The organism is Paraglaciecola mesophila (genome assembly GCF_009906955.1).
Lineage (GTDB): Bacteria > Pseudomonadota > Gammaproteobacteria > Enterobacterales > Alteromonadaceae > Paraglaciecola > Paraglaciecola mesophila_A.
On sequence record NZ_CP047656.1, the window covers coordinates 1,382,507 to 1,396,672 of the forward strand.

12 protein-coding genes are annotated in these 14,166 nt (G+C 45.1%); 6 read left to right on the forward strand and 6 right to left on the reverse strand.

What is annotated here, in order from left to right:
* Nucleotides 1-153 precede the first annotated feature (153 nt).
* Genes FX988_RS05965 through FX988_RS05975 form a run of 3 tightly spaced genes read left to right on the forward strand, consistent with a single transcriptional unit; the run spans nt 154 to nt 2,450 of the window.
* Complete coding sequence (locus tag FX988_RS05965) at nt 154-429, forward strand: PepSY domain-containing protein (protein ID WP_160178779.1); 276 nt, start codon at nt 154-156, stop codon at nt 427-429.
* Complete coding sequence (locus FX988_RS05970; RefSeq protein ID WP_160178780.1) at nt 429-1,109, forward strand: response regulator transcription factor; 681 nt, start codon at nt 429-431, stop codon at nt 1,107-1,109. Before FX988_RS05965 ends, FX988_RS05970 begins: the two co-directional genes overlap by 1 nt.
* Nucleotides 1,110-1,112: 3 nt before the next feature.
* Nucleotides 1,113-2,450, forward strand: coding sequence for an ATP-binding protein (locus FX988_RS05975; protein ID WP_160178781.1), 1,338 nt, complete (start codon nt 1,113-1,115; stop codon nt 2,448-2,450).
* Nucleotides 2,451-2,515: 65 nt separating this feature from the next.
* On the opposite strand, the gene FX988_RS05980 is transcribed toward FX988_RS05975, so the two are convergent.
* A complete protein-coding gene (locus tag FX988_RS05980; protein WP_160178782.1) occupies nt 2,516-3,625 on the reverse strand; it encodes a mechanosensitive ion channel family protein in 1,110 nt (369 codons plus the stop codon).
* Nucleotides 3,626-3,906: 281 nt separating this feature from the next.
* On the opposite strand from FX988_RS05980, the gene gss reads away from it, so the two are divergent.
* On the forward strand, nt 3,907-5,841 hold the full coding sequence (gene gss / locus FX988_RS05985) for a bifunctional glutathionylspermidine amidase/synthase (RefSeq protein WP_160178783.1): 1,935 nt from the start codon (nt 3,907-3,909) through the stop codon (nt 5,839-5,841).
* A gap of 112 nt (nt 5,842-5,953) precedes the next feature.
* Here gss and FX988_RS05990 read toward each other — a convergent pair whose 3' ends face one another.
* The 4 genes from FX988_RS05990 to FX988_RS06005 all read right to left on the reverse strand — a co-directional run bounded on the left by FX988_RS05990 (nt 5,954) and on the right by FX988_RS06005 (nt 11,117).
* The gene (locus FX988_RS05990; RefSeq protein ID WP_160178784.1) at nt 5,954-6,700 is read right to left on the reverse strand and encodes a tetratricopeptide repeat protein; all 747 of its coding nucleotides are present in this window, start codon (nt 6,698-6,700) and stop codon (nt 5,954-5,956) included.
* Nucleotides 6,701-6,756: 56 nt separating this feature from the next.
* Nucleotides 6,757-9,066: an FdhF/YdeP family oxidoreductase gene (locus FX988_RS05995; RefSeq protein WP_160178785.1), complete on the reverse strand. Its 2,310-nt coding sequence runs from the start codon at nt 9,064-9,066 to the stop codon at nt 6,757-6,759.
* Nucleotides 9,067-9,138: 72 nt separating this feature from the next.
* Complete coding sequence (locus FX988_RS06000; RefSeq protein WP_368361789.1) at nt 9,139-10,020, reverse strand: formate dehydrogenase accessory sulfurtransferase FdhD; 882 nt, start codon at nt 10,018-10,020, stop codon at nt 9,139-9,141.
* A gap of 137 nt (nt 10,021-10,157) precedes the next feature.
* A complete protein-coding gene (locus FX988_RS06005; RefSeq protein ID WP_160178786.1) occupies nt 10,158-11,117 on the reverse strand; it encodes a sulfite exporter TauE/SafE family protein in 960 nt (319 codons plus the stop codon).
* 229 nt (nt 11,118-11,346) lie between these two features.
* Between FX988_RS06005 and FX988_RS06010 the strand changes: the two genes are divergently transcribed.
* A complete protein-coding gene (locus FX988_RS06010) occupies nt 11,347-11,844 on the forward strand; it encodes a DUF2244 domain-containing protein (RefSeq protein ID WP_160178787.1) in 498 nt (165 codons plus the stop codon).
* A 23-nt stretch (nt 11,845-11,867) separates the two neighbouring features.
* Here the strand turns inward: FX988_RS06010 and FX988_RS06015 are convergent, their stop codons facing one another.
* Nucleotides 11,868-12,989: a DUF2855 family protein gene (locus tag FX988_RS06015; protein ID WP_160178788.1), complete on the reverse strand. Its 1,122-nt coding sequence runs from the start codon at nt 12,987-12,989 to the stop codon at nt 11,868-11,870.
* Nucleotides 12,990-13,159: 170 nt separating this feature from the next.
* Here FX988_RS06015 and FX988_RS06020 point away from each other — a divergent pair, with 170 nt between their 5' ends.
* Nucleotides 13,160-14,110 (forward strand): MBL fold metallo-hydrolase, encoded by a 951-nt coding sequence (locus FX988_RS06020; RefSeq protein WP_160178789.1) that lies wholly within the window; start codon nt 13,160-13,162, stop codon nt 14,108-14,110.
* The last annotated feature ends 56 nt before the right edge of the window (nt 14,111-14,166 follow it).

The window sequence follows — 14,166 nt, forward strand, 5'->3', positions numbered from 1 at the left end:
AATTCAGTTAACACCCCGTAAGCTTACTTCCAAAGCAAACTTCGTCACTGGCGTACATATCCTTTTTAGGAACTTTGACCAGCTTGGAATTGTTTCCACCTAGGTATTGATTGCGCTAAACTATCCGTAACCGTTTGTGAATGGGGTCAATCGTTGAAACATATCGCCAAAAATACACTATTTGTTTTATTTATCAGTCTATCGTCTGGTTTTTTAGGCCATGCCTATGCACAGAGCGACAACGCAAAAATTGATAAAAACCAAGCTGCCCAAAAAGCACAGCAGCAGGTGCAAGGCCGTGTATTGAAAGTTGACCAAAGTAAAAATAAATACCGCGTAAAAGTACTGCAAAAATCTGGGCGAGTGGTCAACGTTGACGTTGATAAGCGCTCAGGTCGAGTTGTAAAAAGTGGTAAGAAGGACGACTAATGCGCATTTTAATTGTCGAGGACGACAGCCGTTTATTAACCCAATTAGACACGCTTTTGCAGACTAATGGCTACAGTGTTGATTTGGCCGATGACGGTGCTAAAGCACTCTTTTTGTTAAGTGAACACCCTTACGATTTGGCGATTATCGATATTGGCTTACCGGTTATGGATGGCTTTGAAGTCATTCAAAAAGCCCGCAAAAATAGTGTTACTTGCCCTATTCTTATTCTTACCGCCCGTGATCGATGGCAAGAAAAAGTAGAGGGGTTAGATGCAGGGGCCGATGACTATCTGACTAAGCCATTTCAAAACGAAGAACTACTCGCTCGCGTTAAAGCGCTGATTAGACGCTCTGCCGGTCAAGCTAACCCCACTATCGAGCTTGGACCAATCAGCTTAAACACCTTGAGCGAGCAAGTGAGTGTTAGCGGCCAAGATATCGAGCTTACCGCCTATGAATATAAGGTCTTTGAATACTTGCTTCTCAACCCGAAAAAAGTGATATCAAAAACCGAGCTCACCGAGCACATTTACGATCAGGACTTCGATCTGGACAGTAACGTCATTGAAGTTTTTGTGGGGCGCTTGCGCAAAAAACTCGACCCTGACGGAAAAATCAATCCTATTGAAACCATGCGTGGTCGTGGTTATCGCATCAGCCGAGAATTCCAAGTTTAGCGGGTGCGTAACTTATCTTTACGCCTTCGCAGTTTTGCTGCAGCGCTGCTGGTCTTGGTGGTATTTATACCGCTGGCGGCGTTTACCCTTGAAAGTGCATTTACCAGCAGTTTAAGTGAGTCAATGCAGCAGCAACTCAGAGTGCAAAGCTTAACCTTGATCTCTGAATTTGAAATGTCAGGAGACGAACCTGTCATGCCTGAACAACTGTTCAACGACCAGTTGAACATTCCAGGTTCCGGTTTATATGCATTTATCAAACTTGATGAACGTATGGTGTGGCGTTCTCTGTCTACGCTAAACTGGCAAGTTATGCCTGAGTTTGTGGCCCCCGAAGTTGGGAAAGAACGTTTTGACGAAGAATATGCTCTACTCGAACCCTATTTTTTATTCGCTTATACCGCAGAATTTGACGCGGGCGGTCACTTCGTTCCAGTTAGCTTCTATATCTTACAAGATAAAAGTGCCTACAATGTTGAAGAGCAAGGCTTTATAACGACACTGTGGCGTTGGTTGAGCTTAATTGCTTTAGTACTACTAGGGCTACTCATCCTCAGTTTAAATGCAGCATTATGGCCAATCAATCGTCTAATTAAACAAATTAAACAAGCAGAAGCCGGTCATATTCAGCATATCAACCAAACCTATCCCCCTGAGCTTGAGAAACTAAAAAGCAGTATTAATCACTTACTCGCCACCGAGCAGCAGCAACGTAGCCGCTATAAAAATAGCCTGAGTGACTTAGCACACGGCTTAAAAACCCCGTTAGCCGTATTATCAGGTAATACCGCGCTGCCAGATGATGCTAGGGAGCCCATCAACCAGATTGATTTACAAATTCAGCGTCAGTTAAAACGTGCCGTAGCGGGCAGTAGCGCTGCGTGGGAACAAGCCGTTGAAATTACGCCGATACTGCGCAAACTCGTCAATGCGATGAATAAAGTCCATGCTCAAAAACAACTGAAAATATTACATATTGATTCTGATAGTTCCGCCCAGTTCTATGGCGACAGTACAGATTTAATGGAATTGCTGGGTAACCTTTTGGATAACGCCTGTAAAGCCGCTGAGCAAACCGTTCGCGTTGACGTTGCTGCGCACCCTAGGTTCGTACAAATTGATGTTGAAGATGATGGGCCCGGTATTCCTAAAGAAAAGCGTCAGTTATTGCTAACCCGCGGCACCCGTTTAGATAGCTACAAAGAAGGCCAAGGCATTGGCATGGCCGTAGTGGCAGATTTAGTCGATGCCTATCAAGGCACCTTGATAATCGAAGACAGTGACTTAGGCGGCGCGCGCATCAGTGTGCGCTTTCCCAACATGAAAATACCACCTACTTAACGTGCTCACATTTACGTTAATACCAAGCAACATCTAGCTCAAAGACTAGTTTACTGCTAAGTGAGTTATTCAGGTTTCCCATTGGTATCACTTGCTCTGCGCTCGGGCATTTCTTTAATGTACAAGTCATGCTTGGCGTAAGGTATTTCAATGTTACGTTGTTTAAATTGTTTAAAAATTTCACAGTTAAGTATGTCTACTACCCTGCCTCTAAGTGCAGGTTTGGTGATCCACACCAATAATTCAAACTCCAGTGCAGACGCACCATAGCGACGAAAGCGCACTCTTGGTTCAGGGTCGTCGCACACGTATTCTTTTTCAGCGATAGCGATTTGCATCAAAACCTCACGTACCTCATCAATATCGGCATCGTACGACACCCCAACAGGTACTCGGCAGCGGGATTTCTCGTGCGGCCCACCAGATTCATTGATAATTTTAGAATTGCCCATCACAGAGTTGGGTATGGTTACTTCAACATCTTCTCGGGTCAGCATACGCGTGCTACGCATGCCTATATGTGTTACTTCTCCTCGCTCCCCCGAATCAAGTACGATGTAATCGCCAATCTTATAGGGTGCATCGGCCATAATAAACACGCCTGAAAACAAATTAGCCAAGGTGTCTTTGGCTGCGAAACCCACCGCGATACCAACGATACCAGCAGACGCAAGCCAAGCCGTCATGTCCACGCCCCATACCGAGAACACGAAGTAAACAGCAAGTACGAGAATGATGATGTTCACTAGGTTTAAAAACAGTGGCAGGGTTTTATTGTTGATGGCATGAAAACGGTTGGGGTTGAGGGCAATTTTACGCAGAAGAACGTGATTGGCGCGCAAAAAAAACGCGGTCCAAATTAATACGGCAACAGATTGCAGTGATGAAAAAATGATATGCCCGTACAAGGCAGTAGGCGCAAGGATTGAAGCTGCGCTAGAAAAGCCCATTAGCAACAAACTGTAGTAAATGGGGGTATGCAATAAATGTAAAAAACTTCCGTCTAAGTCAAGGTGAATACGTGAAATGAGTGCTTTAAGACCCACAATTAAAACGTATTTGAAAATCGAAGCGACGATAAATGAAAGGGCAATAACCAACCCTGCTTGGGTATAAGTGTTGGTGCCAAATAAGGTTAAAAAGGGGGCAATGGTTTGATGTAACTGCTCAAACATGTATTTATTCCAATGGTATTTATAGGAAAAGTATAACCGAATCCGCTATTTATCGTAGTTCATACACTTGTGCAAGTATTTACCGAGTAATACGGTTTAATTCATCACTCTCATGCTCTTTAGGTATCGATGCAATTAATATCGAGCACGCTATGTGACTTTCCCCCCAGACTCAACGTCTACTGTGCATGATTTATTAATGCGAAGTGAAGTTATCTACCTTGTGATTTGTCGCAGTGACAAGGGAGAACAGCTAAGCACTCTCGTTGAAAGGACATTTTATGCCACAACCTCATGCACAAACACATGCGAATAACAACGATGCCTCGCCCCTGCTGTTCGGCGCAGTGCAAGGCGTCACGATGGATGGCGTTGTTTCATATTCGTCAGATTATGACTCGGTAGATGAAAACCACTACCCCAATCGAAAAGCGTTTCGAAGCTATTATGACGGCATTTACATGGGCTACAAATGGCAGTGTGTAGAGTTTGCTAGACGTTGGTTGTATATCAATAAAGGGCAAATTTTTAATGATGTCGCCATGGCTTACGAAATATTCAAACTTCGCTCAATTCGTGATGTCGTGAATAACGTTGAGTTACCACTGAATGCGTTTGCCAACGGTGCAAAACGTCGTCCAGAGGTCGGTAGTATGCTTATTTGGGATGAAGGTGGTGAATTTGAACACACGGGGCACATCGCAATTGTCACTGAGGTATTTGATAATAAAATTCGGGTTGCTGAGCAAAATATGAATTTTTCTCCGTGGCCTGTTGGCCAACACTACGCTCGGGAAATCGAAGCAAAGATAGGTGCTAGTGGCGACTACTGGCTTAAGTGTGCTTTTAGCGAATCGACTATATTAGGCTGGGTGACACAAACAGCAGATCCAACCCACAGTGAATCGTTGCCTGATGCAAATCCCGCGCTTTTTAATATCAAGCAAGTTGAGCATGCGCATAGTGATGCCAATGAACGCCCTTGGCTGAACATTGCCAACGAAGACGAATCAGCATACGTAGATATGATGCAAGGCCATTGGTTAAGCTCGATAGAGCAGGATTACTATAAGTATTTTGTTGTCTCCCAAGGTGCGCAAGACATGTTGGAGTCAGCGACCGACGAACTACATGGTTTGTTTATGCACGCAACCGACTATGTGTTACAACACCCTGAATTATTAGCGGCATTTGAATTACCCCCGTCCATTTTGCCTAAGGTATTGCGCTCTTGGGACAACAGAAACAACCAACTGATCACCAGTCGATTCGATTTTGCCATGAGCGCAAGTGGACTTAAAGTATATGAATACAATTGTGATTCAGCATCATGCTATATGGAAGCAGGCAAAGTCCAAGGAAAGTGGGCACGCCACCTAGGCATTAAAAGTGGAACGGATAACGGTGCCCATTTGTTCAAAGAGTTGGTCGAGGCTTGGCGCAAGTGTGATGTCGTCGCGGGACCAAATGCCACCATACACGTATTACAAGATACGGATCCTGAAGAAGACTACCATGCACTGTTCATGAAAAAAGCTATCGAAGGCGCAGGTTTTAAATCGGTTCGGGTGATTGGCTTAAACACGCTGAAGTTTGGTGAGCAAGGGCAAATTCTGGATCAATTTGGCCACCCGATACATTGGGTATGGAAAACGTGGGCGTGGGAAACAGCCCTTGAACAATTACGCCAAGAAAGTGAAACAGGCAGGAGTATAACGCGAAGTGCAAAAGACAAAATGGCCAAAGAAGCGGTACATCTGTCTGACGTACTGCTCAATGACAATATTATGGTATACGAGCCATTGTGGACCCTCATCCCGAGTAACAAAGCGATCTTACCTGTACTCTGGTCTTTATTTCCCAATCATCCTTTGTTGCTCAACACCAGCTTTGAACTAAACGACGAGTTAAAAGCCAGCGGCTACGTAATCAAACCAATCGTGGGGCGCTGCGGCGAGAACATTCAACTTATTGATTCTAATAGCAAGGTATTAGACGACAAAGGGGGTGCGTTCGGTGAACGGGAGCAGATTTATCAGCAGTTGTTTGCTCTACCAAAAATAGATAACTATTACGTGCAGCTTTGTACTTTTACCGCTGCCGGGCACTATGCTGGCAGTAACGTAAGAGTAGATAAGTCTATGATTATTGGCAAAAACAGTGACTGTATGGCGCTGCGTACTTTAGAAGACGACGCATTCTTACGGCTTAAATAACGCTTTTATGGGGCTGTGTTACATCCGCAACCGCATGACCGCATAACTACATGCAGTTATGCGGTTGGTTCATGCACAACTCAAAATGTGCCATGCGAAAGCCCTATCCTCTTTAATCATGCTCAATTTTAACCAGTAGCTCATCGATAGCCATCCGGCGATATTTATCAGCTACAGGTCGATCAAGGCGTTGCGGTGCTTGTTTTGCTCGAAGTAAGTATGCTTTAGCCTCTTGACTATCCCCGTCATTGAATAAAAATTCGCCAAAAAAGAAATTACTGTCGATGCTTTTAGGATGGCGTTCTACCGCGCTCAGTAACAGTTTTTTCGCCTTTTTGTCATTGCCGAAGCTCAATGGCCAGCCAGGCACCTTGTGATACAAAGTGCCTAATGAGAAGGTTGCTACCCCTTCTAGGGCGTCATCGTCTATTTTCAATGATTTTTCAAATGACACTTTAGCTTGCTTCACCAAAGCAAGCGCGTCAGTTCCACCAATAGCAGCCGCCGACGTAGACTGACAAATACCAAGCCATGCCCAATAACCAGCATTCTGTGGTTCACCTTGAACCAACTCATGTGCTTGGCTTACAAGAGATGTAAATGCAGTTAACTGCTCATCTCCAGTAAGGGTATAATTTACTTTTGCCCAGCGCTGTTGCAATGCGTGTAATGCTGGAGTGACGCCAGCATCAAGTGGGTAATCGGCCAAATGCTCGGCGCTATTGCTAACACTAACTGGGTGCTCATCATGTTGCCCTGCGTTAACAAAAGTTGATGTCGCGCAACCGATCCATAGTGAAAGCGCTATTACGGAATTTATCGCTATATTTCTGCCTGTATTAAGGTGTTTGTTGCTCACTGTGTCGTGTCTGCCTTTGTTGTTAGAAGAATACCCTATTGAATCTTCAACGGCGCCTAAGCATGCAAGCTAATAACAATCGACTTATAAGCCGGTGTATTGCTTTTATCTGCAACGCTATCAATAGGAATTAAATCGTTCGTTTCTGGGTAGTACGCCGCAGCGCAGCCCCTTGGAATAGCATATTCAACCAAAGCAAAGTCACTGACTTCACGCAATGTGTCTTTGTCATTTGGCCAATAACTGCGGATCCTAACAAGTTGACCGGCTTCTAAGCCTAATTCTTCTATGTCCAAGCGATTAATAAACAGCACCTTACGTGTACCATGAACGCCACGATAACGATCGTTATTGGTATACACAGTAGTGTTAAACTGATCATGACTGCGAATGGTCATCATTAATAAGTGCCCAGGTGGCACGTCAATATCGGCAATCTCATGCACCACAAAATTGGCTTTGCCTGTGGCTGTGGCAAACTGACGACTGTCACGTACCGCATTGGGTAGTACGAATTCGCCTAACTCATCAATGCGCTGATTAAAGCGTTCAAACCCAGGGATCACATTGGCGATATGGTCACGAATAAGCCGATAATCAGCTCGCAATGCCAACCAGTCTAACGGGTCGTCACCCAGTGTATGAACCGCTAATTCGGCAAGAATATCGATTTCGCTCTTAAGTAATTCAGATGCCGGAGGAATTTTACCGTGAGACGTTTGGATCACTCCCATGGAGTTTTCAACCGTAATCGTTTGAACCCCACTAGCCTGAGTATCTATTTCAGTGCGGCCCAGTGCCGGTAATATTAACCCTTGTTTACCTGTATGTAAGTGTGAACGATTCAGTTTAGTGGATACCTGCACCGTTAATTCACACTGACTTAAGCCGCGATCATTTGCTTGGTGGTCAGGCATGGCTCTGAAAAAGTTGCCACCCAAGGCGAACAAGACTTTAATCTCTCCTTTTTGCATACCGTGTACGGTTTCTACTGCATCTACACCATCCTTTCGAGGCGGATTAAAATGAAACTCTTTTTCGAGTGCATCTAAAAACGCGGGGGCTGGTTTTTCCCAAATCCCCATAGTGCGGTCGCCTTGTACATTACTGTGGCCTCTTACTGGGCAGACGCCTGCGCCGGGTTTACCTAAATTCCCTTGCAACATCAAAAAATTAGTCATTAACTGAATATTGGCTACTGCGTTTTTGTGTTGTGTCATGCCCATTGCCCAGCAACAAATCGTTCTTTGCGAGGCACAGGCAATATCTGCAGCCTGTTCAATCTGAGCTTGCGTTAGTCCACTGCCCTGTTCAATCGCTTGCCAAGTCGTTTGCTCAATATCCGCTTTGAACGCATCAAAACCATGGCAATACTGCTCAATAAACTCATGATCGAGCACTGGCTGATGATGGCTGTCACGCTCTATTAGTGACTTACATAATCCTTTGAGTAGGGCCACGTCACCGTTAATTTTAACAGGCAAATACAGGTCGCGTAACGCGGTTCCCTTGCCTATCACCCCAGACACCTCTTGGGGGTTTTTAAAGCGCTTTAGTCCAGTTTCATCCAGCGGGTTGATAGCAATAATTTTTGCCCCTTGGCGTTTCGCAGCTTGCAGCGATGACAACATACGTGGGTGGTTTGTCCCTGGATTCTGGCCAAACACAAAAATCGCTTCAGCATGCTCTAAATCTTCAAGGCTGACCGTACCTTTGCCAACACCTATGGTTTCCCCTAAACCTACGCCACTTGATTCATGACACATGTTTGAGCAATCAGGCAGGTTGTTAGTGCCAAATTTACGCACAAATAATTGATATAAAAATGCCGCTTCGTTTCCTGTGCGCCCCGAGGTATAAAACGCCGCTTGATCCGGTGTATCCAATTGATTCAACTGTGTGGCAATCATCTCAAAAGCCCTTGACCATTCAATTGGCTGATAGTGACTCGCACCTTCTGGCAACCACATGGGTTGTACTAAACGTCCTTGGTCGTTTAGCCAGCGGTCTGATTGGCCGCGCATTTTATCAACACTGTTCTGGGCAAAAAATGTCGCATCTGCACGTTTGGTGGTGGCCTCATCGGCAACGGCTTTGGCACCATTTTCACAAAATTCGAACGTGGCGCGTTTTTCAAGTGGATCAGGCCAAGCACACCCAGGACAATCAAACCCTTCAATTTGGTTTAGATCCGATAGCAAGCGCGTGCCTTTGAGGGGCCCAGCTTTGCTCGTCACATTCTTGTATGCAGATAACACAGCGGGGATCCCCGCCGCCCACTCTTTCGGTTGACTGATTTCGATACGCTGGGTGTCTGACGGGTCAAATGAGGTTGATTGTTTACGTTCAGGTGCTTCGGTTTTCATATTGACTCCTTTAGTCAACGCTCGCCTAAAATGCCGACGAGCACTGAGTAATGATTTTAATTAAGTAACCCGCTAAACAACTCTTTGCTCACAGGTGTATACGTTAATACGTTTTTGACTGATAAAACCTACTAGGCAAATGTCACATTCTTTCGCCAGCTCAATGGCTAAGCTAGAAGGAGCTCCCATCGCTAAAATAATACCTATGTTGGCCATAGCCGCTTTTTGCACGATATCAAAGCTGATCCGCGAACTTATCACCACACCATATTCTGGTGCTTTTTCAGCCGTTTTTTGAGACATTTTATTGGGCTTTAACGAGGAAAGATTTGCCCCTATCAGTTTATCAAGGGCATTGTGCCGACCAATGTCCTCTCTTACATCGATAAGTTCACTAGGTGGTGTATGGTCTTTGCCGAGCGTAAATAACCCTGCTCCGTGGCACCCGCCAGTGAGTGCAAAAACACCTTGCTGGCTACGCAAGGTAGAAGCCAGAGATAATACGTCATGGGCGTTTAGTTTGCCTTTACTTGGCGGTTCACTTGCGGGGATCCTCTCAAGTAAAACATCAATTGAGCGCTGACCACAAACACCACATCCGGAATTCACGTATTCAAGGTGACTTGCCCCTTGGCTTTTAGCTGAATCAATGTCAAAACGTGATTGGGGGTGCAAGGTGATTAATACTTGATTTGCATCATGACCTTTAATCCGTGCACTGCCGGTATGAGTAACGCTTTGAACATCAGATCTTACGTCAAGCAAACCACTGGTATGCAACCAACCATAAACCAACGCAATATCATCCCCGGGACTGCGCATAGTGGTCAGCAATAAACCTGCTTTTCCAGCATGTTTAAGTGGGTGTTTTAGCCAAATTTCAAGCGGCTCTTCACTGACAATATGATCGTCCATTGTCAGACGTTCATGGCTTTGCTCGAGCTTAAAAGACAATTCGCTCGCCGTTAAAAGACGTGTGATAGAAAATGTTTTGACTCTGTTCACCTTAATTCACAAGAAAAATAAATCAGCACGTTACGTTTTAGCGCATAGGGTTTGCCGCTAAAACAATGTTTTTGTGCTCCAAGGTGTTAAAAAATTAACCCCGTTAAACCTAAGATTAAAATCCAACCCGCGAAAAACAGTTTTAAGTGAGTGGGCGAAAAATGCAGCACCAAACGTTTTGCCAATATCCCCCCGATCACTGCACCAGGCCCGGCAAACAACACAACAGGCCAGTATATTCCTTGACTGATAATGACATGATGTACCACACCCGACCACACAGTCACCGCACTCAATATCACGGCACATGCAATAGAAAATGTCACATTGAAACCACGCATGATTAAGTAAACAGCAAGCAGTTCACCAACACCAATGGACAAATATGCCGTAATTACCCCGCCACAAATACAAATAATCGGTAACAAAATACTATCGATCCGGCATAAATGTGTTTTTGGAGCAGTTCGACCGGACACAGCGATCATTAAAAACATGCTTATGGCAAGCATGATCGAAAACACACCGAAACCAATATGTAATTTATCGCCATGGGCAAGTGCGCCGAACCATTCAGGATTATATTGCGCGATGAGTAAACCGAAAATAGAAGTGGGAATACTCAGTAACAACACCGCATATAAGCTTTGCCACTGTTGTGTGTGCAAAGTTTCTGTCGTCCCAACGTTCACTTGCGCAAAGGAGGGTTCAACGAAATGTTCAATAGCTTGCACATTATCGCCGCTTTGGGCTAAGTGAAAGCGCCACCAGGTTACCGCTCCCGCTGTCATGCCAAAACACTGAATGGCAAAACTAGTGGCTACTGTGGTACTCGGGGAAAAGCCCATTTGATTGAAAAAAGGTACAAATACTACGCCACCACCTGCACCTGTCGCGTTCGCAAACACAGCGCCCATCACACCTAAAAAAGCGAAAGCCGCGTGCTGAGTAAAGAGTTGAATAGGCTCTTGCTGAAACGCCAACACGGCGCACCAGATTACGACTAAGAAGCTACGAACATACCCAGCAGAAAATTGAGAAAACATTGAATTTACACTACATTTCGATATCGACAGAACTTTGCCAGAAAACCTATATTCTCGCAAAGTAATTCAGTTTATTACGGTTGTTGACCTTTCATGATAATACGTGCTTTTACACATCTTTCCCTAACGTTTTGTGCCGTTTATCACGAGCTTTATTTGCTTGTAAAAGGATGGGAAACCACTATAGGTATAGATAGCTCAATATCACAAATGAAAACGCAACAAGCCCATGGTTAAACTAACGAAAACAGCCGAGTGCTGGGTACTGACCTTAACACCTAATCGCTCCGCTAACTGGGCGCAAACTAAACGGCTGATCAGCGTGATAGCGTTTATGGTGATGACGATTGGGTTAGCGTGGGCACTTGTTGGTGCTTGGTTAATACTGCCCTTTGCAGGCATTGAAGTGGGTTTACTGTGGGTTATTTTTTATCGTGTGTCGCTTTTTACCTATCAGCAGCAAGTCATTACTATCAGCAAAGATAGTATTAAGTTACAAGCGGGTACGTATCGACCACGCAAAAACTGGCTTTTTAGCCGCGAACAGACCTACCTTGGCCTCATTGAGGCTGACAGCAAATACGATTGTGTACAACTGCGTTTCATTGACGATAAACAGCATGTGGCGTTTGGGGAGTTTTTGAGTCAGAGCGATCGCCTAATTGCCTTAGCACATTTAAAATCGGTGCCCCTCCAAGTAGTAAGCAACAAGTGGTGGCACGCTTAGCCGGCCACCATTTCTCTTATGTCTTAAAACGTCAGCACGTTAATTTCTTCGTTATTCAACGTGCCTGCTAACCCTTGTTGATACAAATCTTGAATGGCCTTTGCACCTTGGTATTCCACCACTTGAATTTTATCTTGCATGTGCGCGTTAAAACTTGCCCACGCTTGGGCGTAACGCTCATTGAACCCTTCGCGCGTCCACTCTTCTGTGCGTTTTTTCACTTGATGGGGCGCAAAGAACAATTGCCCATGCAGCTTTCCTTTTGGTTTATTAGTTTGTGATTTTACATCAGTGGCGCCAATAAAGACCTCTCGTGACAAGTTGTCCCCCAATAAGTCTTGTAAGTCTAGAAGCAGTTGCTTATTGCCCGCAAAGTCCAGTACCCAGCTTTCGCCATCACGGCTTATCTGATCGATATCCTGATATTCAAGTACGTCGTCATAACAACCAAAGGACTCCGTGAGCGCTTTGTTCGCCGTACTGGTTAGCCCAACAACTCGGTATTGCCCACCGCGCAGGGCTTTATGCTTCATGAGCAAATGTGCGCAACCATATGCGGTTTTGCTTGACGCACTGGTGAGTAACACTGTGGTTACTTTGTCGTTAATATGCTCGCCGACAAAATCATCCAACACGAAGGATGTCATAAACAAGGGACGGTAATTCAGCAACCAAGCTTGGGAGTCTTGTTGGTAGGCAGGATCTTGAGCGCAGCGTAAATAATTGTCATACACGGGCGAGCTACTGACACGCTGTGGATGATTATCATAAAAGCTCACGTCGTTGGCTTTATCCACATTGATCACCAAATGCGTCCCCATAGGGAAATAGCCATATACCACTTCACCTACTTGCGCGCTCGGGTGCTTCGATGCGATAACGGTGCCAAATCCCCAAACAGGCACAATGCCCCATTGCTCGTCTGCCGGAAAAAAGCCCCAGTAGCCCATTTTTTCACCGGTGACGGCGTAACTGATATTGTTGGCTGAAAAACCAAAGCTATCGACTTTTAAAATCGCTTGGCCGTCTTGCAATTGAGTGGTGTCTAATTGTCCCTGCACCACCTTGGTTTGTGTTATATCTGCTTTGTTTACCCAAATCTCTGTGCTATTTAGTTGTGTATCGTTGTGCTTGTTATTTGACATGAGATGCGTCCTTATTGTGAGGTTCGCTAAAAAAGTAGCGAGAAGAAAAGCTCGAACGATTATAGGGAGCGAGTGAAATTTTTATGCAACAAAATCCATCATATTTGTGAATACGACCACATAACAGCGACTAATTTCTGTGCAATTAGCCCATAAACCAAGGACACATTATGCCAACAACCGCCCTCTTCAAACGCTCTATTTCATTCCAGCAGATCGTGTCAAACGCCCTATTTACACTTGTGTTAGGAGCTAGCGCCACACATGCACATGCCCAAAGTTGCAAAGAGCAAGACGTCACATTGCAAGTCCTTGGCTCTGGTGGCCCAGAATTAAACGACGAGCGGGTGTCTTCTAGCTATCTGATTTGGCATAAAAATAAAGCCAGAGTTTTAATCGATGCAGGGCCTGGCAGTAGTATTAATTTTGGCACATCAGGGGCGGATTTCGCTGATCTACAGGGTATATTGTTAACTCACTTACATGTGGATCACAGTGCAGATTTACCCGCTTACGTAAAAGGTTCATATTTTACTCAGCGCAACGAAGACATAACGGTATATGGGCCAAGTGCAAATGCGTTAATGCCAAGTACAAGCGATTATTTAGCCAGTTTAATGGGCAATCAGGGAGCGTTTGCTTATTTAAGTGACTATACCGACGCCACCAGCCAAGCTGACTATCATATCAACGCGCAAAACATTCCCCTGTCGCCGATAAAGCAGCACAGCCAAAACATCAGTGATGACATCACCATCACCGCTAGCCCAGTACATCATGGCCCTGTAGGGGCCGTCGCTTGGCGCGTGGATATTGCTCAGTGCAGCATCACGTTTTCCGGAGACATGAGCAACAACTACAATACATTGGCTAACCTGGCCAAAGACAGTGATATTTTGGTTATGCACAACGCCGTACCACAAAGTGCAACTGGCGCCGCTATAAATTTACATATGCGCCCCATCGATATAGGGAAAATAGCCCAGCAAGCACACGCAAAACGGGTGGTGTTATCCCACTTTATGAACCGCACTCGCAATGACAGCGAAGCAACACTTGGTTTTATTAGGCAGCACTATTCGGGCAAAGTAGAGCTGGCAACAGATATGGCCACGTTTTGACAAGATAAATCACCAAAGTGATTTAACACCGACGTTTTCAGCAAAATATGACCGCA